Source organism: Cryobacterium sp. M96 (genome assembly GCF_002929845.1).
GTDB classification, from domain to species: Bacteria; Actinomycetota; Actinomycetes; order Actinomycetales; family Microbacteriaceae; genus Cryobacterium; species Cryobacterium sandaracinum.
Genome location: NZ_PJJS01000051.1, coordinates 71,289 through 92,049 on the forward strand (window position 1 = coordinate 71,289; position 20,761 = coordinate 92,049).

20 protein-coding genes and 1 pseudogene are annotated in these 20,761 nt (G+C 68.0%); 10 read left to right on the top strand and 11 right to left on the bottom strand.

Annotated elements, in window-relative coordinates; genetic code table 11:
- From CXY79_RS11410 to CXY79_RS11420, 3 genes are read right to left on the bottom strand one after another with little or no spacing between them, the layout of a single operon-like run.
- Window positions 1–3,381 carry an ATP-binding protein gene (locus CXY79_RS11410; RefSeq protein WP_104101441.1) on the bottom strand — a complete coding sequence of 1,127 codons (3,381 nt, stop codon included), beginning with the start codon at window positions 3,379–3,381 and terminating at the stop codon, window positions 1–3.
- Window positions 3,378–4,079, bottom strand: a complete 702-nt coding sequence (locus tag CXY79_RS11415; protein WP_104101444.1) for a DUF4194 domain-containing protein — start codon at window positions 4,077–4,079, stop codon at window positions 3,378–3,380. The genes CXY79_RS11410 and CXY79_RS11415 overlap by 4 nt, the downstream gene beginning before the upstream one ends.
- On the bottom strand, window positions 4,072–5,574 hold the full coding sequence (locus CXY79_RS11420) for a DUF3375 domain-containing protein (protein WP_104101447.1): 1,503 nt from the start codon (window positions 5,572–5,574) through the stop codon (window positions 4,072–4,074). Before CXY79_RS11420 ends, CXY79_RS11415 begins: the two co-directional genes overlap by 8 nt.
- A gap of 115 nt (window positions 5,575–5,689) precedes the next feature.
- Between CXY79_RS11420 and CXY79_RS11425 the strand changes: the two genes are divergently transcribed.
- Window positions 5,690–5,995, top strand: a complete 306-nt coding sequence (locus CXY79_RS11425) for a hypothetical protein (protein ID WP_104101449.1) — start codon at window positions 5,690–5,692, stop codon at window positions 5,993–5,995.
- Between the two features lie 159 nt (window positions 5,996–6,154).
- Here CXY79_RS11425 and CXY79_RS11430 read toward each other — a convergent pair whose 3' ends face one another.
- The 3 genes from CXY79_RS11430 to CXY79_RS15705 form a co-directional block, all read right to left on the bottom strand.
- Window positions 6,155–6,619 (bottom strand): isoprenylcysteine carboxylmethyltransferase family protein, encoded by a 465-nt coding sequence (locus CXY79_RS11430; RefSeq protein WP_104101452.1) that lies wholly within the window; start codon window positions 6,617–6,619, stop codon window positions 6,155–6,157.
- 211 nt (window positions 6,620–6,830) lie between these two features.
- Window positions 6,831–8,285: an HNH endonuclease signature motif containing protein gene (locus CXY79_RS11435; protein ID WP_104101454.1), complete on the bottom strand. Its 1,455-nt coding sequence runs from the start codon at window positions 8,283–8,285 to the stop codon at window positions 6,831–6,833.
- 79 nt (window positions 8,286–8,364) lie between these two features.
- Entirely contained in the window at window positions 8,365–9,240 is an 876-nt protein-coding gene (locus tag CXY79_RS15705; protein WP_233191432.1) for a transglycosylase SLT domain-containing protein, read from the bottom strand.
- A gap of 379 nt (window positions 9,241–9,619) precedes the next feature.
- Here CXY79_RS15705 and CXY79_RS11445 point away from each other — a divergent pair, with 379 nt between their 5' ends.
- The 4 genes from CXY79_RS11445 (at window position 9,620) to CXY79_RS11455 (ending at window position 11,893) form a co-directional block, all read left to right on the top strand.
- The gene (locus tag CXY79_RS11445) at window positions 9,620–10,435 is read left to right on the top strand and encodes an alpha/beta fold hydrolase (protein WP_233191433.1); all 816 of its coding nucleotides are present in this window, start codon (window positions 9,620–9,622) and stop codon (window positions 10,433–10,435) included.
- Between the two features lie 189 nt (window positions 10,436–10,624).
- A complete protein-coding gene (locus tag CXY79_RS16500) occupies window positions 10,625–11,122 on the top strand; it encodes a glycosyltransferase family 2 protein (RefSeq protein WP_233191434.1) in 498 nt (165 codons plus the stop codon).
- On the top strand, window positions 11,082–11,534 hold the full coding sequence (locus tag CXY79_RS16505; protein WP_233191435.1) for a glycosyltransferase family 2 protein: 453 nt from the start codon (window positions 11,082–11,084) through the stop codon (window positions 11,532–11,534). Before CXY79_RS16500 ends, CXY79_RS16505 begins: the two co-directional genes overlap by 41 nt.
- Before the next feature lie 131 nt (window positions 11,535–11,665).
- A complete protein-coding gene (locus CXY79_RS11455) occupies window positions 11,666–11,893 on the top strand; it encodes a hypothetical protein (protein ID WP_104101456.1) in 228 nt (75 codons plus the stop codon).
- Between the two features lie 18 nt (window positions 11,894–11,911).
- Here CXY79_RS11455 and ctlX read toward each other — a convergent pair whose 3' ends face one another.
- Together ctlX and CXY79_RS11465 are read right to left on the bottom strand one after the other, a co-directional pair.
- On the bottom strand, window positions 11,912–12,862 hold the full coding sequence (gene ctlX, locus CXY79_RS11460) for a citrulline utilization hydrolase CtlX (RefSeq protein ID WP_198411465.1): 951 nt from the start codon (window positions 12,860–12,862) through the stop codon (window positions 11,912–11,914).
- Window positions 12,863–12,867: 5 nt separating this feature from the next.
- Window positions 12,868–13,899 (bottom strand): ornithine cyclodeaminase, encoded by a 1,032-nt coding sequence (locus CXY79_RS11465; protein ID WP_104101460.1) that lies wholly within the window; start codon window positions 13,897–13,899, stop codon window positions 12,868–12,870.
- A 125-nt stretch (window positions 13,900–14,024) separates the two neighbouring features.
- Here CXY79_RS11465 and CXY79_RS11470 point away from each other — a divergent pair, with 125 nt between their 5' ends.
- Entirely contained in the window at window positions 14,025–14,492 is a 468-nt protein-coding gene (locus CXY79_RS11470) for an Lrp/AsnC family transcriptional regulator (protein ID WP_104101462.1), read from the top strand.
- A gap of 79 nt (window positions 14,493–14,571) precedes the next feature.
- Window positions 14,572–14,727 (top strand): hypothetical protein, encoded by a 156-nt coding sequence (locus CXY79_RS16010; RefSeq protein WP_158250275.1) that lies wholly within the window; start codon window positions 14,572–14,574, stop codon window positions 14,725–14,727.
- Window positions 14,728–14,745: 18 nt separating this feature from the next.
- Here CXY79_RS16010 and CXY79_RS11475 read toward each other — a convergent pair whose 3' ends face one another.
- A complete protein-coding gene (locus tag CXY79_RS11475) occupies window positions 14,746–15,987 on the bottom strand; it encodes an alkaline phosphatase PhoX (RefSeq protein WP_233191436.1) in 1,242 nt (413 codons plus the stop codon).
- Between the two features lie 173 nt (window positions 15,988–16,160).
- On the opposite strand from CXY79_RS11475, the gene CXY79_RS11480 reads away from it, so the two are divergent.
- Genes CXY79_RS11480 through CXY79_RS16510 form a run of 3 tightly spaced genes read left to right on the top strand, consistent with a single transcriptional unit; the run spans window position 16,161 to window position 19,617 of the window.
- Complete coding sequence (locus CXY79_RS11480; protein ID WP_104101464.1) at window positions 16,161–16,697, top strand: hypothetical protein; 537 nt, start codon at window positions 16,161–16,163, stop codon at window positions 16,695–16,697.
- A complete protein-coding gene (locus CXY79_RS11485) occupies window positions 16,697–18,682 on the top strand; it encodes an ATP-binding cassette domain-containing protein (RefSeq protein ID WP_233191437.1) in 1,986 nt (661 codons plus the stop codon). The genes CXY79_RS11480 and CXY79_RS11485 overlap by 1 nt, the downstream gene beginning before the upstream one ends.
- Window positions 18,679–19,617: an ECF transporter S component gene (locus CXY79_RS16510; protein ID WP_233191438.1), complete on the top strand. Its 939-nt coding sequence runs from the start codon at window positions 18,679–18,681 to the stop codon at window positions 19,615–19,617. The genes CXY79_RS11485 and CXY79_RS16510 overlap by 4 nt, the downstream gene beginning before the upstream one ends.
- Here the strand turns inward: CXY79_RS16510 and CXY79_RS11490 are convergent.
- Window positions 19,505–20,617, bottom strand: a pseudogene (locus CXY79_RS11490) (vitamin B12 dependent-methionine synthase activation domain-containing protein); the annotation flags it as partial. The gene CXY79_RS16510 and the pseudogene CXY79_RS11490 overlap by 113 nt on opposite strands.
- On the bottom strand, window positions 20,602–20,730 hold the full coding sequence (locus CXY79_RS16735; protein WP_255409034.1) for a hypothetical protein: 129 nt from the start codon (window positions 20,728–20,730) through the stop codon (window positions 20,602–20,604). The gene CXY79_RS16735 and the pseudogene CXY79_RS11490, both read right to left, overlap by 16 nt.
- Between the last annotated feature and the right edge of the window lie 31 nt (window positions 20,731–20,761).

The following is a 20,761-nucleotide window of genomic DNA, read 5'->3' on the forward strand; positions in this document are numbered from 1 at the left end:
TTAATGCGAGCGCACCGGCGACGAGAGCGGCGTGATGTAGGAGAACCCGGTGCTGTTGTTCTTGGTCATCGAGAGCACCAGCTCCATGTGCGGCTCAAGCGCGGTGACCTTGTCGAGCGGGGAACCGATGATGAGCTGGAAGCCCAGCCCCTTCCACGCCGACACGGCACGGCCGGCGAACTCGGAGTCCGATTTCACGAAGCCCTCATCGAGGAAGACCGGCGCGAAACGCGGGCGGGTGCGACTCTCGTCGCCGAGCTGGAACCGCAGGGCGGCTCCCACGACGAACGCCACCAGTTCCTGGGACTCGCCACCGCTCTTGCCGCCGAGCGACGAGTAGGTGCTGATCTCCACGCCCTCCGGGGTGGTGCGCACGGCGGTGATCTCCACGTGCCGGCGCACGTCGAGCAGCAGATCGCGCTGGGATTCCTGGCGCGGACCGTCGGCGGACTTGCGGATCAGGTTCATGAACGCCTGCAACCGGGTGAACCGGCTTTCGGTCTGCTCGTCGGTGAAGGCATCCGTGGATCCGGAGGACAGCACCTTGAGTTCCGTGCGAAACGCGGTGGCGTCATCGCGGTGGAGGCGACGCAACGCGATCTTGAGTCGGTCGCGCCCGGCTCCGAACGGCAGTGTGGTGAGGATCTCGTTGATGGGACGGAGACGATCTTCGATTTCCTCGATGGAGGAGGTGAATGCCCCGACCAGGGGAACCAGGTCCTGGCCGCTCCAGAGCGCGAGGCGGCGCTTCCACTCCTGGCGCCGATCGTGCAAGCCGAGTGTGTAGACGGCGTCAAGGATGTCCCGGTAGCTCGGGTAGGAATCGAGCGAGACGCCGATGTTCGGGTCGGGCCAGCGGCTCTGAAAGGTCTCGAAGATGCCGATCAGGGTGTTGCGGGCGCCCGCGGCGCTGTCCCGGTCCTGACTGGACTGCTCGGTGAGGCGCTCGCGCAGCCGCCTGATGGCCCCGTCGAACGCGTCGAGGTCGTGCTGGTCGGCGACAGCCGCGAACTGGGCGTCGAGGTGGGTGGCGTGCTCCTCCGACAGGGACAGCGCGGCTTCCGGGTCACCGTCGATGCGGTCGAGGCGGCTGCTCACCGCATCCTGCCGGTCCACGAAGCGGCCCTGCTTGGCGACGAGGGCCTGCAGGGCAACCTCCGTGGCGTGCTTCAGCTTCTGGGCTGTTTCCAGTTCGGCGGTCAGACGCTCTTCCTCGTCTTTCAGGGCGCGCAGCACGTCACTGTCGGCGAGCACGCGCTCGCGCTCGGCCCGCTTGTCAGTGATGCGGACATCCGCGGCTTGCACGTCGATGGCCGGCCAGGCCGCGTCGACGACGAACTGGTGTGCGCCCCTGCGGGCCCGGAGGTCGGCGAGGCTCGCCCCGTGCGCAAAGGCTTCACGCGCCAGGCTGTCGGCCTCAAGCCGCAGGCGGGCCAGCTCCTCGTCGATGTCGTGCAGGCGGGTGCGGCTGGAGAAGCCGATGATCGACTTCTGGTCGCTGTTCCAGCCATGGGCGCCGCGGGAACCGTTGCGGGTCTGCCCACTCGGGGTGACCCTCGGGCCGTCCCCGACGAGGTCGGCGGCCGTGGCGACGCACTCCGCGTCGAGGTTCGCGGCCTGTACCCGGTCCCGCACCCAGCCACTGAAGGGCGAGTCCTTGAAGACGAGCTTTCCCGACACGAAGCGCGGGTCACCGTCGATCTGCTCGTGCGCGCGCAGCGGCACCCCGTCGAAGTGGATGCGCACGGGGATGCGGAGCGGGTCGATGGCCAGGCTGAGCGCGCGCAGACGAGTCTCGTCGACGAGCAGGACGCGCACGACGGAGGCCAAGGTGACCTCGGCCGCCTGGCGCCAGGCGTCCTCGCCGGGGGCCAGATCGATCAGTTCGGCGACAAAGGGCAGCTCCTCGGCGGGGATGCCCGACGCCTCGGCGATCAGCAGGCGTGCGCTGTGCAGGTGCTGGGGAACCAGACTCGCCCGCCCGGACAGGAACTGGTGCTCCTGCCCCAGGGTGCGGAGGTTCTCCTCGACCGGATAGGCCGTGCGTTGCAGCGCGCTTCTCTTGTTCTCGAGGTCGATTTCGGCAGTGGGAAAGCCGGACAGGAACCCGTCGGCCGCGGCGCGGGCCCGATCGAAGTCGTCGCCGGAGTCGATGGAGAGGCCGAGAGGCCGGATGCGCTCGTCGAACTTGGAGCGCTCGGCGGCCACGTCGTCGCGTTTGTCGGTGAGCTGGCCAAGCTCGTTCTGCAGGCTGACGAGCACGTCGCCGCCGTTGTCACGCTGCTGGCGCTGCAGATCGGCGACGCGCGCTTTCAACGCGGTCTCGGCATCCCGGGCCGTCGTGGAGCGAAGCTGGGTGTCGCGCCGCTGCACCCGGTTGACGTCGGCGGCTTCCTCGAGCAGGCTCTGCTCCGTGCGGAGCTGCCACAGCACGAACGGCGTGTCGCCGGAGCGGTGCACGCCGAAGGTGTCGATCAGGTCGGCCTTATCGGTCGCCGTCTCGTAGACGCGGTGCAGGACGGGCAGGCGTTCCAGCACCTTGGCCTTCTGCGCCTCGGCGACCATGGCGCCGTAGGACCGTTCGAGGTCTTCGAAGTGGGCAACGGCCTTGTCGGCGGCCCCGTAGGTGGACGGTTCCTCAAGCACCATCGACTTGTAGAGCCCGTCGACCGTCTTGACCTGCTGGCCGGCCTGGATGCGTGCGAGCAGCCTGAGCGCCTTGCCGCCCTCGCCGTTGGCGCCGATGCCCAGGCGGGTGTACAGGGTCTGGGCGAACGCCGCATAGGTGTCGAAGACATCCAGTTCGGGGAACCGGGATTTGAGGGCGCGCTTGTCGAACCGGGACTCGGTCACGTCGGCCAGGTCGCGCAGGTCGAGGTATCCGTCGATCGTGGCCATCTTCATGGTGATGTCGGCGAACCGGGTGGCGCCACGGGGCACGAAGTAGGCCCGTAACACTGTGAAACGGCGCTGGTTGTCGTCGATGAAGGTCATCGACACGGCACCCCAGGTGGACTCGTGGGCACCGCGGAGCACCTGGTCCTGCAGCTCCCCCGTGCCGGCCTCCCGGTTGGCGTCGGTCTTGCCCTTGAGGTAGGTCATCAGGCTGCGCTGGTCGGCGCTGCGCGCCCGCCCGGAGCCGGCGTCGTTGGAGGCGCCGTTGAAGGGGGTGTCCGACGGCATCATCAGGGCGAGGTAGGCGTCGAGCAGGCTGCTCTTGCCGGTTCCGGACGCGCCGGACACCAGGGTGGCGCTGGGCGCGAACGCAACCTCGTGGTGGCCCTGAAAGCCGCCCCAGTTCACCATCTGGAACGACTCGGCGCGCCACTGCGTGGTGCCTTCGGTGAGGCCGTCGACATAGAAGAGCGGGGAATCGTTCATGACAGGGCCTCCGGCAGGGCTTCGGACAGGAGAGGCAGATCGTCAAGATCGGTGGCATCCGGGCCGGGATCAGCGTTCTGGGTGACCAGCCACTCCAGCAGTTCGCTCAGCCGTTCCACCGGCAGCAGCACCTCGATCACGGCGGAGATGCGAAATCGGTCGGGGTCGCTGGTCTTCAGCAGCACCCGCGCCTTCGCGAGGCTGTCGACGGCGGCCGTGGCCTTTCGGGCGTCGCCCCACCGGTCGGTGGCGTGTTCGGGCCGGAAATGGCCGACGTTCTCCACCAGGTTGTCGCGGTCCACGATAACGATGTCGTGGCCGTTGGCACGCTCGCTGCGGAACCGCTGCCGCAGCAGCACGAGCAGAATGGTCTCCTCCCGCGTGTAGGACACGTCGTGCAGCAGGGTCGGGAACCGGTCTCCGCCCTCGGCGACCGCCTGCCGTTTGAATGCCACCTCGTAGTGCAGGTCGACATGCAGATCGAGGAACATGTCGTTCAGGCGCGATTTGAGCAGGCTCTGGGAGCGCAGCAGCGTCTGCCATTCGGCCGGCTGCAGCGCGGCGGAGATGTAGCGGTGCTTCAGCAGCAGCACCAGGGTGCGACGCTGCTCCACGGTGAGTCCGCCCTCGTCGCCCTCGAAAAGGGAAAAGCTGGGCATATCGATGTCGGGGTGCTCGGCGGTGGGCTCGTCAGTCATTGTCGGATCCGTAGTTCAGGGCGGACAGCGCCGCAGTTTCGTCGTCGCTGAGCATGATTCGGGGCACCTCGAAGCTGCGGGTGGAGCCGTCGGGTCGCACGGTTTCGAATCGTTCGAGCGTCTGGGACCGGCTGACCGCATCGATCTGGGTGGCGATCTGAAGCATCCCCAGAATCTCGACCGGGCGGCGCAGGGTGACGTCGAGATCGTTGAAGGCGTCACCGACGGATGCGGCGTCGCCGTGGTTGAAGGCCGTCACGATCGCGTCGCGCAGCTCCCCCAGCAGCGGGCCGCCCTGCGTGCGCATCTCGTCGAGACTCGGTGGCGGCGGGGCGTCGTCGGAGACATCCTGCAGCTCGGGCGGCGCGCGGTGGGCGCCCGGGTCGTAGAAGCGTTCGCGGAGGTGCGGGGCGTCGAGGGTTCCCGGCATGAGTTCGGCGGTGACCGTGGAGCGGGGCCCGGCGGTCTGCATCCAGGTCGCGAGTTCCTTGTTGATCTCGCGCAGCAGGCGTTCGAGTTCGCGGTCCTTGACCACGTCGTGGTTGACGATGTGCTCGCGCAGGGTGGTCGTCAGCCCGTTGCGCTGGGTGAGCACGTCGTCGATGCCCTTGCGGATCAGGCGCACGGTGCCCATGAAGCTGCGGCGGTCGGTGGCGCTGAGTTCGAGGGCGAACGGATGCAGCAGGATCGTCTCCAGGTCGTCCCCCAGCTCCCGCAGCAGGTCGTCGTTGCGCAGCAGGGTGAAGGCCCCCTCGAAGGCGCGACCTTCCGGGGTCGAGGTCATCAGGGCATCCGTTTTGGCGAGGTACTCGTCGAGTACCTCGCTGATCGGGCGTTCCTCACCGCGGAAATCGTTGACGATCTGCCGGTGCATGGCGGCGACGGATTCCTCGACGCGTTTGAAATCGCTGGGCAGCTGGCCGATCAGGTCGACCAGGTCGGCGTAGCCCTCACGCATCTGCTCGTTCGAGACGGGCGCGATCTCGCCGCCGGCTGCGAGGCGGTCGCGCTCGGCGGCGTTCTCGGCGATCGCCCGGTCGAGGCGACGGATGCGCTCCTCCCGATCAGGGTTGGCCTGCGTGGCGCGGTGACGCACCGTGTCGACGATCGTGGTGAGACGGGATTCGCTGATCAAAGCCCGATCGCGGGACAGACTCTCGACCAGGAGCAGCGCCTCGAGTGCGTGCGAGGTGAGCGAGTAGTGTTCTTCGTCGCCCTCCCCCGTTTCGCGGTAGAGCCACTGGTCGTTCATCCACTGCACGCAGAGGGCCCGACCGGTCTTGCCCGGCACATCGCTGCCGACCGAGCGCAGGTCGGCAAGGTAGGCGTCGACCTGAATGTGCAGCAGATCGGCCCGCACGCTGCGCCGGTCGCGGCTGAAGGAGGACTTGAACACGAAGAGCACGAACGGCGCCCACTTGCGGTCCAGCAGGCGCAGGGTGGGTTTGTCGAAGGCTTCGCGCACCCGCGCCAGTTCACCCGCAAGCTCGCTCATATAGAAGTTCCTTCCCGGGCCTCCTTAAGGGTAACGGTCCTCGCGTGCGGGCCGACACGCGGGCAGGCGCTCGTGGCGCGTGTGAGACTGTCAGGACAAGCTGAAGGAGCGACACGTGACCGACCCGCGCGCGAATATGGAGGGCAACAACCTGCTCAATCTCGGTGCGCCCCACCTGGACTGGTCGAAGACGCCCGGCCGGGTGCCGGGTTTCTGGGTGTCGGTCGTCAGCGTCGTCCTCGCGGTGCTGCTGCCGTTTCCCGCGCTGTTCGTTGCCCTGATCGGGCTTTCCCTTTCATTGCGGGCTTTCAGTGTGATCCCGGCCGGCGCCCGAGGGCGAGGGCTGGTGCTCGCGTCGCTGGCCCTGTCGGGAGTCGCGATTCTGGCTGTCGTCGTGCGGCTGGTTCTGGTCTTCGTCTAGCCGTCGTGTTCCAGCCGTCGTGTTCCAGCCGTCGTGTTTCAGCCGTCGTGTTCCTCTCCGCGTCCTGAACGAATTCGACGGAGACCCTGGCCGAAATGTCCCAAAACCCGGCCGAAAAGCACTTGTGCTCCAAAATCTCCGTCGAATTGGTTCACCACGTCACGGCTTCAGCCGGCCCATCCCGGGGAGGAAGCGGCCGGCGCGGGCGCCGTAAGCGGCGTAGTCCGGGTGCTCGGCGACGAGCATCCGCTCTTCCCAGCGTGCCTTGCCCGCCAGCAGCAGAACGAGGGCGAGCCAGGCTACGAGATGCCAGACCGATGCACCGAGCAGCACAAGCCCAAGGCCGCAGATCATCAGACCGGTGTAGATGGGGCTGCGCACAAGACCGTAGACACCAGTGGTGACCAGAGGCGCGTGTTCCCGCGGAATCGGGCTCGCGGTGAGGGCCGGTCCGAGGCCGAGCATGCCGAGCACGGCGAAGACCGCGCCGGCGACAGCAAGCACGATCGCGCCAAAGACAACGGCGAGGTGCACCGGCCACAGTGCGCCGTGGGGCAGGAGGGCCAGGGCCAGGAGCAGCAGGAACTGGGCCGACACCAGGGCAATTGCGAGCGCACGCTTCATGGCTTGAGGCTACGCCCTGACCTGCTTCGGCTTGCACGTGTTCGCGACCCCCGGAGGAGATCGCGGATGTCACGAACACTGCGGCCGTTACGATCCCGGCCAGCTTCTTGTCCTCCTCGTAGCCAGCCAATGCCCAGCCGCCCTTGTCGGTCTGGGCTCCCGCGAGCACGAGAGGGAGCTTCAGCAGACATTGTGACCCTGGACGCCGGCCCTAGAAGGGCGGTGGGTCGTCGACGGCGCCCGGAGGCTCGAAGGGTATTGCCGGATCGGACCTGTAGTGGAGACCGCTGGGCGCAGTCCAGTGGAGCTCGCCGCCCGGCGACTGGGTCACCGTCCAGTTGGTTTGGGTCTTCAACCGGTGGTCGGGCGCGCAGAGGCTGGCGAGGTTGTCGTACCGAGTGATGCCGTCTTCTTGCCATTCGTGGCTGTGGTCCATCTCGGCGCGGGCCGCCGGTCGGTTACAGCCGGCGAATCGACAGGTTTCGTCTCGAATCACAAGGAGCCGCCGGAGGTCCTTCGGCACCCGGTACTGATCTCGGCCGACCGACAGCATCACGCCGGTCTCGGGATGGACCAGGATGCGAGTAAAGCTCGGCGCTCCGGCCGCCAGTTCCCGGGCCGTCTCGGGGTCGATCGGCCCGCACCCCTCAAGGTGACCCGGCTCGTCGCTGCGGCCGAGGAGGGTGAGCACCGGCACCGTCACGTTCACGGTGGCGCGGATGCCCCGGCCGAGCCCCGCGGGGGTGACGCCGTCGACCACCAGTGCCGCGAAGGCATCCGCTCGGAGCTGGGCCAGGGTGCGGTGCTCGTCGGGGCCCTGCAGACTGGCCGCCATGTCGTTGACTCGGTGGAAAATCGCCTGGGCAACCGGCAGCTGCTGGTAGCTGTGCAGCCACCCCATGCCGTCTGCGGCCGGCTCGAACATGAGGGTGCGGTCGGCCTGGCTCTTGCTGCGGCGCACGGTAATCGACTCCGGATGCGACTTCTCCCGCAGGCGGCGGGCCGTGCGGTCGAACCGGGGCACGGTGAGCCGTTTCGCCTGGGGCAGCATCTCGGCCTCGAAGGCGGCGCGGGCCGCCGTCGGAAGAGAATTGGCGTGCTCGATCAGGACCCGCACGTGCGCGTAACTGATCTGGCCGGCCGCGAGGGCATTGCGGCTGGCGGTGAATGTGCCGGTGAGCGCCTCGCTCTGCGCCATCAGATTGGAGGCCGAAGCCTGGGAGATGTGCAACGCACAGGCGAGTTCGGAGATCGCGGTGCGGTAGGCGATCTCAAGGGCGTTCCACCGGGAATCGGCCACGCCGGCCGAAACCGAACCGCTGTCAACCGCGCTGTCGGCCGCGCTGTCGGCAGGCGGCGTGAGCCCCTGTTCGACGGCCTCGGCCCGAGCCGTCCGGCGGGCGCGATCACGTTCGACGGCAAGCTCATTGGACAGGCACCAGGCCCGCACCTCGTCGACCGCCTCGGCCCGCGCCGCCGACGCCGCGGCGAGCAGTCGGTCGGCGGCCGCGGCCGCGGAGACCAGCTCGGCCAGGACACTCATTCTGCGATCGAGGGAAGCCGCATCACCGGACGTTTCGGCCGTCACGACGCCGAGCGCGCCGCCGTCGTCAAGCTCTTCGATGTCGAAGTCCTCGATGTCGCTGAGATCGGCCAGGTTTTCCATACCCTGATTTTAGCACTGATGGAATTTCAGTTCTAGTGATACGCAGAAAATCTACATGACTTTTCGAAGATGTTGACCATCAGTACCAGCCCGAGGCCACCGACTTGTACCACGCTCCACAGGGATCGCCGTAGCGCTCCGCGATGTAGTTCAGACCCCAGGAGATCTGGGTGGCCGGGTTGGTCGCCCAGTCGGCGCCGGCCGAGGCCATCTTGCTGCCGGGCAGGGCCTGCGGGATGCCGGTGGCACCGCTCGAGGCGTTGTAGGCGTTGACGTTCCAGCCGGACTCCTTGTTCCAGAGACTGACCAGGCATCCGAGCTGGTCGGCGCCCCAGCCGTACTTGGACGCCATCATGTCCCGGGCGATCGCCTGGGCTCCGCTGGGGTTCGTGGGGGCGGCGGGGCGGGGCGGTGCCGGGGCGGGCGCGACCGGCTTGGGTGCTGCCGGCTTCGGAGCCGCCGCCTGGGCCGCGGCCTGCGCCTGGGCATCCGCGGCAGCCTGAGCAGCTGCGGCAGCCTGAGCAGCTGCGGCAGCCTGACCAGCAGCCGCGGCCTGCTCCGCGGCGATGCGATCGGCCTCGGCGGTCGAGGCCTTCACGACCTCGGCTTCGGCAGTGACCTGCTCCACAAGATCGAAAACTCGTTCGGGAGCCAGAAGCGAGTACTCGCTGAGCGAGGCGACGGTGCTCGAGAGGGCCGAGACATCCGTCTTGCCCTGGGCCGCCGCGATCACGCCGGTGGCACCGGCAAGGGCGGTGCGGGCGCTCGCGGAGGCGTGGGCCGGGACGACTCCGTCGAGACTGCCTGCCTGCTCGGGATGAGGGCCGGTGGCGGCTGCCAGAGCTGCGGTGGCAATGATGCGTTTCTTTTGCTCGTCCGCGGCAGCCTGCGACGCAGACTGGGCGGAGAATCCACTGCCCACGATGGCGCCAACGGCGATGACGGCGCCGGCCACGAGTAGGCGGCTTCGTCCACGCCGGCGACGCGTTTCCTGATGGCGGGTGAGTCCGACGTCGGTGCCGATCGCGGCTGCCGCACGGACCGGAGTGGCGTCTGATTCAGGGTTTGAACTGGGGAAAAGGACGGACAAAGGGGAAGACGAGTCTGAGTTTGGCATAACTTTCACTGGGCGAATCGCGCGCGGCTGCGCTCACGCTTCTTTTTCGACGTTCCTCGGTCGGGGACCCGGCCGGGCGAACCTTCAAGACTGCCCGGGATTTCTGGACATATCCTCATTTTTAGCTGGCAAAGCACTGGCAAAGCAGGGTGGCGGGATTGCCCAAAAGTCGACCTGGTGGGCCGAAATCCGGATGGTCGTGATGCAATGGTCCGTGATGTCACAACGCACCGCCCCACCGCACCGCTTCGTCTATTCGGCCGATGGAGTCAACCTGGCCACCTACGAATTCGGAGATTCGAGCGCCCCCACCGTGCTCGCCGTGCACGGCTTCGCCTCCAGCGCCGTCGCCAATTGGCACGTCACCGGCTGGACGCGCGATCTCATCCGCGCCGGCTTCCACCTGATCGCGATCGACCAGCGCGGGCACGGCCTGAGCGACAAGCCCCGCTCCCCCGCCGACTACACGATGGAGGCGTTGGTCGACGACGTGTTGCAGGTACTCGACGCCTACCTGCTCGACGAGGTCGCCTACGCGGGATACTCCCTCGGCGCCCGCGTGGGCTGGCAGGCCGCCCGCGAACTGGAGGGACGCATCTCGCGGGCCGTGCTCGGCGGCATACCCGACGGCGACCCCCTCAGACGCTTCAAGGTCACGGATGCCCGCGCTCATATCGAGCACGGCACCGAGGTCGCCGACCGCCTTACCGGGGCCTACCTGACCATGGCCCGCGCGCTGCCCGGCAACGACCTCAAAGCCCTCGTGGCCCTCGTCGAGGGAATGCGCGGCGGCCCCCAACCCGGCGCCGACAACGCGCCGACTCAGCCCGTGCTCTTCGCCACCGGGACCAAAGACAGCATCCTCGAGGCCTCCAAGGTACTTGCCGCGGCCACGCCGAGCGGAGGATTCTTCGAGATCCCCGGGCGCAATCACTTCAACGCCCCGACGTCACGCGCGTTCCGGGAGGCGGCGATCGAGTTCTTCCGGAGCGGGAGCAGCAGCGGGAGGGTCGAGGTCCCCCTACTCTGCTGATCTGCGCTCATCGGGGCAAAGACTTTCGATCGCGGCGTCGGCGTCGTCATCGGGCTTGTGGCTGGAGGTGCAGCGGCCCTCCTCTGGTTTGTCGTCGCCGCAGGAATTGCGATGCTCGAACGAGGAACGTCGAGCAAGGCCCGTCGGTCTTTGAACCAGCGCACCACTCCCCTCTCGGCGGGAATCGCGATGGCAAGAACGCGCGGAGTCTTCGCCGGCGCCGTGACCGTGACCGTTCTGGTGCCCGCGCACAACGAAGAGGCATCGATCTTCGCGACACTGTCATCGCTGCTCGCCCAGTCGCACCGCCCGGAACGCGTCGTGGTCGTGGCGGATAACTGCACCGACGGGACCGTCGACATTGCCCGATCGCTGGGGGTGGAGATCTTCGAATCTCGCCGGAACACATTCAAGAAAGCCGGGGCGCTCAATCAAATCCTGAAGGTGCTCCTACCGGGCCAGGGCGACAACGACCTCATCATGGTCCTGGATGCCGACACACGTCTCGACGACGGCTTTCTGGAAGCCGCCGTTAGTCGCTTCACCAGCGATCGTGCGCTGATCGCGGTCGGTGGGTTGTTCTACGGAGAGGAAGGTTCCGGGCTTCTCGGTCAGTTCCAGCGCAACGAGTACATTCGGTACTCCCGTGACAGTCGCCGTCGCCGGTGCCAGCGGGGATGTCTATGACACCGCCGCGCTCACGGAAGACAACGAACTCACCATTGCCCTGAAGTCGCTGGGAGCGCTCATCATCTCTCCCTCAAAGTGCACGGTGGTCACCGAGGCAATGCCAACCGTTCGCACTCTGTGGGTACAACGCCTGCGCTGGCAACGGGGCGCGTTGGAGAACATCGGGGCATGCGGCGTCTCACCCTTCACCTTCCGGTACTGGGCCCAGCAGTTGGGCCTGGGCTACAGCTTCATCGCGCTCAGCGCGTTCCTGCTGCTCATGCTTGTGACGCTTCTGGCGATCGATTCGTGGGTCTGGTTTCCGTTCGGGCTGGCCTCGGTCTCGTTTTCATCGCCGCACGTGTCGTGTCGGTCTGGGCGGGCGGTCTACGGGCACGCCTGCTGGCGCTCACGCTTTTCCCCGAGCTGATCTTCGATGTGTTCCTAGACCTCGTCTTTGTCAAGGGGATCATCGACATCACCCTGGGCCGGCAGGCACAGTGGGGCCATGTCATCCGCTCCGCACCCAACGACGAACTGCGAAGGGTGGCCTGATCCATCATGGTTGATGCTCTCCACGCCCTGGTTCCGGTCGGAATCCTCCTTCCGTCAACGGTGCTCCAATCGGACGAATTCCCCATCCTTGCGGCGTTCGTCGCCATCAATACGGTCATGTTCGCCGCACTCGCGGTCGCGAAGATCCTCCCGAAGCCACACCCCACGGATTGGTTTCGCGGACGCAACCGCCGGGCTTCAACCAGGAGCATCCATCCGGACGAATGCCTCTAGCGTCGAACGCCTGAGCCCTCAGGCGGCCGCGGCCGCCTGACTGGTGAACGCAGCACGACGGTCGAGGTGGATCCCGGCGAGCATGCACCGCACTGAGCCGCCGGCGAGTTCGATCGTGGGCACGTCAAGCGGCAGGATCGTGCAGCTCTGCTCGATGATCCGGCGCTGCTCGGCAGTCAGACTGCCAAGGGCGCGGCGGGAGAGCGCCAGCATTCGTCCGTTCCGGCCGTGCAGTTCGATCGCGTTGCCGGCGTAGTTGCGGATCTGATCGCGGTCGAGGGCGAGCACCTGCCGATCCTGCGCCGCCAGGCGCTCCACGACGTGGCTGCGCCGGGCCGGCGACTCGATCAGGTCGAGACCGACCAGGGCGAAGTCCGTGGCGATGCACATCATGACGTTGGTGTGGTAGATCGGCGTGCCGTTCTCGTCAGACGCGTCGAAGACGATGGGCTCGTAGCCGAAGTTGGTGCAGAACCGTTCGAGCGCGATCGGGTCGGCCCGCCGCGACCGGGCCACGTAGGCGATGCGCGCCGCATGGTCGAGAACCATGGCGCCGGTTCCCTCGAGGAAGACGTCGTCGAGTTCGAGACCGGAGTAGTCGACGACATCCTGCACGCGGTAGCGCTGCTTGAGCATCTCGACGATGTCACCCCGGCGCTCGGTGCGCCGGTTCGGCGCGTGCATCGGATAGAGCGCCACGTGACCCCCGGCGTGGGTCGAGATCCAGTTGTTGGGGAACACGCTGTCGGGGCGGCCCGGCCCGTCGTCATCGAACAGGTGCACCGCGATGCCCTGCGCCTCCAGGGTGCCTGCTACCTGGGTCACCTCGGCGTAGGCGGCCTCGGCCACCAAGGCGGCATCGTGCCCGGCGTCCCGTGACTGGAAAGCGTTGTCATGGGCCGTCTCGGGGTTCGGCGAGAAGAAATGTGGCCGGATGAGCACCACGGCCGACGGGGCCTGCACGGACACCGGGGTCAGACGAGGACGGGCGCGCCCGCGGTGACCAGACCGAAGAGGTCTTTCGGGTCATCGGGGTCGGCTACGAGGTCGATATCGGTGTAGAACGAGGTCTGGTCGACGGCATCCTGCAGGAAGCGGAGCGCCGAGAAGTCCTCGATGGCGAAGCCCACGGAGTCGAAGACCGTGATCTGCTCTGCCGAGGTGCGGCCGGCGGCCTCGCCGAGGAGCACCTGCCAGATCTCGGTGACCGGGAATTCGGGGTGCATCTGCTGGATTTCGCCCTCGATACGGGTCTGCGCGGTGAATTCCACGAAGACGTCGGCGCGGTGCAGGATGCCCGCGTCGAGCTCCGTCTTGCCCGGGCAGTCGCCGCCGATGGCGTTGATGTGCACGCCGGGGCCGACCATGGCGTCGGTGAGTACGGTGGCATTCGCCTTGTCCGCGGTGCAGGTCGTGATGATGTCGGCGCCGGCCACGGCATCCGTCGCCCCGGTGGCGACCATGATCTCGAAACCGAGCGGAGCCAGGTTGCGCACGAATTTGGCGATGGCATCGGGATCGGTGTCCCAGACGCGGAGCCGGTTGATGCCGAGGAGCCCACGGAAGGCGAGCGCCTGGAACTCCGACTGGGTGCCCGTGCCGATCATGGCCATGGTGTCGGCGTCGGGGCGGGCGAGCGCGCGGGCGACCATGGCCGAGGTCGCGGCGGTGCGGAAGGCCGTGAGCACGGTCATCTCGGACCAGAAGGTGGGGTAGCCGCTCTGCACGTCGGCGAGGACGCCGAACGCGGTGACGGTCTGCAGGCCCCGCGACGGGTTCGACGGATGACCGTTGACGTACTTGAAGCCGTAGGTGACGCCGTCGCTCGTGGGCATGAGTTCGATCACGCCGAGCGGTGAGTGGCTGGCCACGCGCGGCGCCTTGTCGAAGGTAGGCCAGCGGCGGAAGTCCCGTTCGAGGTACTCGACCATGTCGGTGAGGATGCGTTCCACACCCGTCGCGGCGGCCCAGCGGTTGATGTTTCCTACGTCTACAAAGCGCACCACGTGCGTCTCCCCTCGTTCAGGTTTACAACCATATGCATGGGCGATGTGCAGCCGCCATTTGATTATTGCCGCATTCTGTCCAGATGACTATGCATTGTGCGCTCTATATACATACACTATGTGCAATGTATCCCCTCGATGACCTCGACCGCCGCCTGCTCTCCGCCCTCCGCGTGAATGGCCGCGAGCCCGTGGCCAGCCTCGCCCGCGACCTCGGTGTCACCCGGTCCACGGTCAACAGCAGGCTCAGGAGGCTGACCGATTCGGGAACCGTCGTGGGTTTCGGCGTGCGGATCAGGGAGGACCGCGACCCGAACTCGATTCGGGCCATCACCCTGATCGAAGTGGAGGGGCGCGCGATCACGAAGGTGATCCACGCCCTTCGCGGCTTTCCGGAGGTGAAGGCCCTGCACTCGACCAACGGCGGTTGGGACCTCGTCGCCGAGCTGCGCACCGACACCCTGGCCGACTTCGACCGGCTGCTCGGGCAGGTGCGCTCGATCGAGGGCGTGCTCAACAGCGAGACCAGCCTGTTGCTCAGCTCGGTGTCGAGCGAGGAACTGCCGGGCACCCACGGGTTGTCGCAGAACTGAGGCTGCCCGCACCTCCGCGCCTCACCCGCGCTACATTCATGCCGGCTTCTTGACGAAGCGGCACTTCGATACTTCCCTGATGGTGCGTGGGCGCACGTTCGTTGACCGGATGCGGGAGGTGGAGGCAGGCTACCGGAAGGTGAGCCGGGAGCTGACGCTGTCGGACTGGAACAACGAGTCCCACAGCAAGACCGTGCTCGACGGCCTCGCGCGGCTGACCTCGGCGCTGCAGTAGCCTGCCTCCGGGGTGAGGCTAGTCGCGCGTGATCTTCCAGATGCCGTCGGCGAGGTCCTTGTCGGGGTGCTGCACCGTAGCGAACAGCTCCTTCGGGTTCTTGCCGAAGTAGATCCCGGTGGTCTCGGCGCCTTCATCCGTCAGCGAGGCGAAGAGCTCGACGCTGTCGGACGCTCCGTCGTGGTCTCGGTCCTTTTCGGCCCGGAAGATGTCGCTGAAGCTGTTGTCTTCCGTGATCCAGAGGGCGCCGTCGGGGCCCTCGGCAAGGTTGTCCGGGTTGTTGAACCCGCTGACCCCGGCGGCCTTGTCCTCGACCGGCACGTTCACGCCGGCCTCGACGAAGCTGCTGACGGTGAGCTTCGACAGGTCGATCGCGACCACACGCTCCTCGGAAGTGTTGGCCACGTAAAGGGTCTGGCCGATGATCTCGACGTCTTCCGGGCGACCGAATTCGGTGGCGCTCACCGCGTTGGCCGCGGCATCCGCGTCGACGCGCACCTGCGCCTGGTCGAGGGCCACCCATTCGAAGGCGCCGACCTTCTCGGTGAAGGTGGCCTGGTTCCACTTTTGCGCGGCATCCGTCAGCCCGGTGATCTTGAGGGCGTGCAGCCGGCCCTGGGAGAGGTCGCCGCGAACGGTCGGCACGAACTTGAAGATTGAGCCGCCGTTGAGTTCGTCGATGACGATGACGGAGCCGTCGGCCGTGACGTCGATGCCCTCGTGACGTTGCGCTCCGAGCTCGGTGCGCTCCTCGATACGCTCGACCGTGGTCGGGTCGTTCTTCGCGAAGAACAGTTCGAAGACCTTGCCGCCGGTGGTCTCTTCCGTGACGAGGAGGCTGCCCCAGGGGGTCCAGCGGATGCCATCGAGACGGTTCCAGTCCGCGCGCTGCGCGATGACGCTGACCGCACCGGTCTTCAGGTCGGTCACAGAGACGGCGCCGTTCGAGCCGACCTCGTAAGTGTTGTAGAGGAAGCGGCCGGCCTGGGCACCGGTCTCGTTCTGGGTGTTCATGTCATGCAGGTCGTCGACGCCGGGGTAGACGTCGAGCACGGTTTCGTCGTGCACGAGGGTCTGGGTGAAGCCCTCCGGTAGCAGGTACGGCTGGGTCCAGTCGGTGCTGCCCATGCCGTAGGCGGAACCGGCGAGAGGCACGAAATCGAACGGGCCGGTCGCGGCGAGCGCGGCAGGGGCGATGCCGACGACTGCGGTGGCAGTGGCGGTGGCGGTGAGGGCAAAGACAGCGATCTTTTTGCGCAAGGCGCGACTCCTTCATAGGGGGTAGGTACAACGCCATCGAATCTATGAGCCTCATGCTGACGCCCGGAGGTCTCCCGGTCTCCAGCCGGTGTCGGCCCGGTGAACACTCGGTGCCCCCGTCTCAGCGCGTGACAGGAACCAGACTTCACCCGCCGCTGGGTATTCTGGAGCACATGAAGCTGACAGCACTGGCCACCCTGACCCTGGTGGTGGCGCTGGCCTTGAGCGGATGCACCACCGGCGCGCCCGAGACCGACACCACCCCCGCCTCCGCCACCGCCGCTCCGGCCGACGGGGCCTGTGCCGGCGTGAGCGTCGTCGTCGACTTCGGCGCGCTCGACGCCCCCGAGATCACGGACTGCGTCGACACCGCCACCGCCACCGCCGGGACGATCACGGCCAGCACGGTTCTGGCGACCGCCGGTGTGGAAACCGAGGGCACCGTGGAGTGGGGCGACCAGGTGGTCTGCCGCGTGGGCGGCCGCCCGGCCGCCGACGAAACCATCAAGGTGGCCGGCGAAACCCCGTTCACCGAAACCTGCGCGTCCATGCCCGCCGCTGCCGCTTACTGGGCGCTCTGGGTCAAGCCCACCGCAGACGCGGAGTGGGAGTACGCCCAGGAGGGCCTCGGCAGCCTCGAGCTGGAACCGGGCCAGTCCGTCGGCCTCATCTTCACGACCGGCACCGAGACGCCCACCCCCGGAAGCTAATGCTGCGCTTCCGGTTTTCCCCCCTGCGCTCGGCGGCGCTGCTTGCCGGAGCGTTCGTGGGCATCCGGGTGCTCTACCGGGTGGCCTTCAGCGGGGCATCCGGCGGCGGCCTGTTGCTGCTCGACCTCCCGCGCCTGCCGCTCGATGGGCCGTTCAACCACATCGCGTTGTTCGGGCCCGTCACGACCGGAGGCCTCGGCAATGCCGCCCTGAGCGCGCTGCCCTTCGCTCTGGTGATCCTCGGGTTCGGTGTGCTCAACGCGCTCGTCGACGTGCGCCGCTTCTTCGCCCGGGGCGCTAACCGGGGCCCGCTGCGCGCCCTGTCGCGGTCGCTCGTGATCGCCTGGGCGACGTTCCCGGCACTGATCGACGCGGTACGCCGGGTGCGCACGGCCAGTGCGTTGCGCGGCGAACGGTCGGCACCGGCCCTGCTGGTGCCGGTCTTCGAGCAGACCGTGGAACGGGCGCTCGGCCTGGCTGCGTCCATGGAGTCCCGCGGGTTCGCCGCCACGCGGGCGGCAGCCGGCGAGTGTGAGAAGCCGGTCGTGATGACGGATGCCGCACTCGGCTTCGAGGGTGAGCGCTGGCACCTCGAGGGACTCACCCTCGACCTCGCTCCCGGCACGCTGACCGTGATCGCCGGTTCGACCGGATCGGGAAAGACCAGCCTGCTGCACAGCATGAGCGGTCTCTTCCAGCACTTCGCCGGAGGCACCCAGCACGGTTCGATCGAGGTGGGCGGCGCCGACCGCGCCGCCACTCCCCCGCGCGAAACGGCCGGCTTCGTCGGACTTGTCACCCAGAACGTGCGGCTCTCCTTCGTGGCCGAAACCGTGCCGGACGAGATCGGCTTCGCCCTCGCGGTGCGCGGCATCGCACCGGTCCTCGTGGAGCAGCGGGTGCGCGAGGTGGCCGAGCGGCTGGGGATCGAGCATCTGCTCGGCCGCGGCACCTCGGAGCTCTCGGCGGGCGAGGCCAGTCTCGTCGCCATCGGCGCCGCCCTGGTCAACCAGCCGATCCTGCTGCTCGTGGACGAACCTCTGGCCGATCTCGACACCCCGGCCCGGGAGCGCGTGGTGCAGGTGCTCGACCGCCTGGCCCACGAGACCCAGGTCTGCGTCGTGGTCGCCGAGCACAACACCCGGGAGTGGTCGAATTCGGCGGATGCCTGGCTCGAGCTCCGCGGTGCGCGCGTGCATGCGCTCGGCCCGGGCGAGCGGCCGAGTGCGCTGGTCGCGGCGGAGCAGGCGGCACAGCAGGGTCAGAGCACCCTGACCACCCCCGCCACCGGGCCTGCGGGGCCGCTCGCGAGTATCCGTCACCTCACGGTTCTGCACGGGCGCGAGCGGGCGGTCGACGATGTGTCGCTGGACCTCTACGCGGGCGACCTGGTGGCGCTCGAGGGTCGGAACGGCGCGGGCAAGAGCAGCCTGCTGCGCGCGATCGCCCTTTCGGCGACGCGAGGCAGCGTGCTCGTGGCCGGGCGGGACGTGGCGCAGCTGCGCCCCCGATACCGCCGCACGGCTGTGGCCCTGGTGCCGGAGAATTTCGACGATCTGCTCTTCGCCGTCACGGTGGCCGAGGAGTGCCGCCGGGCCGACCGCCGGCTGAAGCCCCCGGCCGGGAAGGGAACCGGGATCGGAACCGCGCTCCGGTTCGCGAACCTACTCGGGCTTGGCACCATGGCGGAGGCGGCGCACCTGATGTGGCGGCATCCGCGGGACCTCTCGGCCGGCGAACGCCTCTGCCTCGTGATGGCCATCCAGCTGGCCGCCGAGCCGCGGGTGCTGCTGGTGGACGAACCGACGCGCGGCCTCGATCCACAGGCCCGGGCGATCGTCGCCGCCGCGCTAGTGCGCGCCTCGAGTGACACGTCGGCGGTCCTGTTCGCCACCCACGACCGCGACTTCGCCCGGTCCCTGGCGACGAAGACGGTCATCATGGCCGCCGGCCTGCTCACCGAACCGGAACCGGTGCGGTCGTGAGGCGCACCGGCTGGACGGGCTGGACCGCCTGGGTGCTCGGCGGCGGCAGTATCCTCGCGGCCGCCGGCTTCGCCTGGCCGTTCTTCGCCTCGGCGCTGCCGGAGAACGCCCAGTCGGCCGCGCCGGTCGTGGCCTTCGCGCTCGTGCCGGCCCTGATCGTGGCCCTCGCTCTCACCCTCGACGGGGAGATGTACACGGCCAAGACCGTGGCCCTGCTGGGGGTGCTCTCCGCGGTCGGCGCCGCCGTGCGCATCGCGGGCACCGGCGTCGGCGGCGTCGAGGCCGTGTTCATCCTGCTGATCCTGGCCGGTCGCGCCTACGGGGCCCGCTTCGGGTTCCTGCTCGGCCTGCTCACCATCGCGGTGTCCTCGGCCCTGTGGGGTGGGTTCGGCCCGTGGACCCCGTTCCAGATGTTCGCCTGCGGCTGGGTGGGAGCCGGGGCGGCGCTGCTGCCGCGCATCCGTTCCGCACATATCGGCGCGGCCCGCCTCGAGATCGCGATGCTCGTGGCCTACGGCATCGTGGCGTCCTACCTCTTCGGACTGGTGATGAACCTCTGGTTCTGGCCGTTCGCGGTGGGCTCGGGCACCGACATCTCCTATGCGGCCGACGCCACGCTCGGCGAGAACCTCGCCTCCTTCGCCCTGTACACGCTCGTGACGTCGACCCTCACCTGGGACACCGTGCGCGCCATCACCACCACGGTCGGGATCGTGCTGGTAGGCCCGGCCGCACTGGCCGCTCTCCGCCGAGCGAAGCTGGGCCGGCCAGGCAGGGCCGCCCGACCACCCCAGGCCGAACCGGCTACACCGGCTACACCGGCTACACCGAGAAGTACTTCCCTTCCGGGTGGTGGAACACGAACGCATCCGTCGACTGCTCCGGGTGCAGCTGCAGCTCCTCCGACAGCACCACACCCATCCGCTCAGGCCTGAGTAGTTCGACGACCGTGTGGCGGTCCTCCATCTCGGGACAGGCCGGGTAGCCCAGCGAGAACCGGGTGCCGCGGTACTCGAGCTTGAACATGCCGGCCAGTTCGACCGGGTCTTCGGCACCCAGGCCGAGCTCCTCCCGCACCCGGGAGTGCCAGTATTCGGCCAGCGCCTCGGTGAGCTGCATGGTCAGCCCGTTGAGCTCCATGTAGTCGCGGTATTTGTTCTCGGCGAAGAGCTTTGCCGTGACCGTGTCGACGTTCGCTCCGGCCGTGACCAGTTGGAGGGCGACGACATCCGTCTGGCCGGATTCGCGTGGGCGAACGAAGTCCGCCAGGCACAGGTGCCGGTCGCGCCGCTGCTGGGGGAAAACGAATCGCAGGCGTTCGGAATCCACGGTGCCGCCGGAGCCGCCGTCGGGGGCGGGCAGGCCGGCGACCCCCAGCACGCCCGACGGGTCGTCGCCGTGGTGCAGCACGACGAGGTCGTTGCCCTCGCTTGAGGCCGGGAAGTAGCCGTAGGCGACGGAGGCGTCGAGTATGCCCTCGGCGAGGATGCGGTCGAGCCAGTAGCGCAGCCGGGGTCGGCCCTCGGTGTCCACCAGATGCTGGTAGCTCTTGCCGTCGTCGCCGCGGCTGGGCTTCAGACCCCACTTCCCCATGAACGTGGCCCGCTCGTCGAGGAACGTGGAGTACTCGGCCAGCGCGATCCCCTTGACGATGCGGGTGCCCCAGAACGGCGGAACGGGCACGGGGTTGTCGGCGACCACATCGGAGCGGGCCGGCATGGCGTCCGGCTCCGTGACGGTGAGCAGACTGCGCTTGTGGATGCGCTTTTTGAGCGGCGGCAGACCCACGGATTCCGGGTCGGCGCCCCGCGCGACGGCGACCAGCGGCTCCATCACCGCCAACCCCTCGAAGGCATCCCGCGCGTGGCGCACCGTGCCGTCGAACAATTCGGCACGGTCCTCCTCGACGTAGGCCCGTCCTACAGCATGGTGCCCATGGCGCCGTCGGCGATGACGACCCGGACGTTCAACGCATCCAGCAGAGCCTGGGCCCGCATCGGTCGCACGGCGTCGGTGTGCAGGGCGTCGTGTGCACGGGGTTCGCTCATCGGCCCAGCTCGACCGGGCCGCCCGCCGCGC

Excerpts from the sequence above, each read along its gene's own strand:
- CXY79_RS11410 (WP_104101441.1), bottom strand. The coding sequence starts at position 3,381 with ATGAACGATTCCCCGCTCTTCTATGTCGACGGCCTCACCGAAGGCACC.
- CXY79_RS11415 (WP_104101444.1), bottom strand. The coding sequence starts at position 4,079 with ATGACTGACGAGCCCACCGCCGAGCACCCCGACATCGATATGCCCAGC.
- CXY79_RS11420 (WP_104101447.1), bottom strand. The coding sequence starts at position 5,574 with ATGAGCGAGCTTGCGGGTGAACTGGCGCGGGTGCGCGAAGCCTTCGAC.
- CXY79_RS11430 (WP_104101452.1), bottom strand. The coding sequence starts at position 6,619 with ATGAAGCGTGCGCTCGCAATTGCCCTGGTGTCGGCCCAGTTCCTGCTG.
- CXY79_RS11435 (WP_104101454.1), bottom strand. The coding sequence starts at position 8,285 with ATGGAAAACCTGGCCGATCTCAGCGACATCGAGGACTTCGACATCGAA.
- CXY79_RS11445 (WP_233191433.1), top strand. The coding sequence starts at position 9,620 with ATGTCACAACGCACCGCCCCACCGCACCGCTTCGTCTATTCGGCCGAT.
- CXY79_RS16500 (WP_233191434.1), top strand. The coding sequence starts at position 10,625 with ATGGCAAGAACGCGCGGAGTCTTCGCCGGCGCCGTGACCGTGACCGTT.
- CXY79_RS11455 (WP_104101456.1), top strand. The coding sequence starts at position 11,666 with ATGGTTGATGCTCTCCACGCCCTGGTTCCGGTCGGAATCCTCCTTCCG.
- CXY79_RS11470 (WP_104101462.1), top strand. The coding sequence starts at position 14,025 with ATGTATCCCCTCGATGACCTCGACCGCCGCCTGCTCTCCGCCCTCCGC.
- CXY79_RS16010 (WP_158250275.1), top strand. The coding sequence starts at position 14,572 with ATGGTGCGTGGGCGCACGTTCGTTGACCGGATGCGGGAGGTGGAGGCA.
- CXY79_RS11480 (WP_104101464.1), top strand. The coding sequence starts at position 16,161 with ATGAAGCTGACAGCACTGGCCACCCTGACCCTGGTGGTGGCGCTGGCC.
- CXY79_RS11485 (WP_233191437.1), top strand. The coding sequence starts at position 16,697 with ATGCTGCGCTTCCGGTTTTCCCCCCTGCGCTCGGCGGCGCTGCTTGCC.
- CXY79_RS16735 (WP_255409034.1), bottom strand. The coding sequence starts at position 20,730 with ATGAGCGAACCCCGTGCACACGACGCCCTGCACACCGACGCCGTGCGA.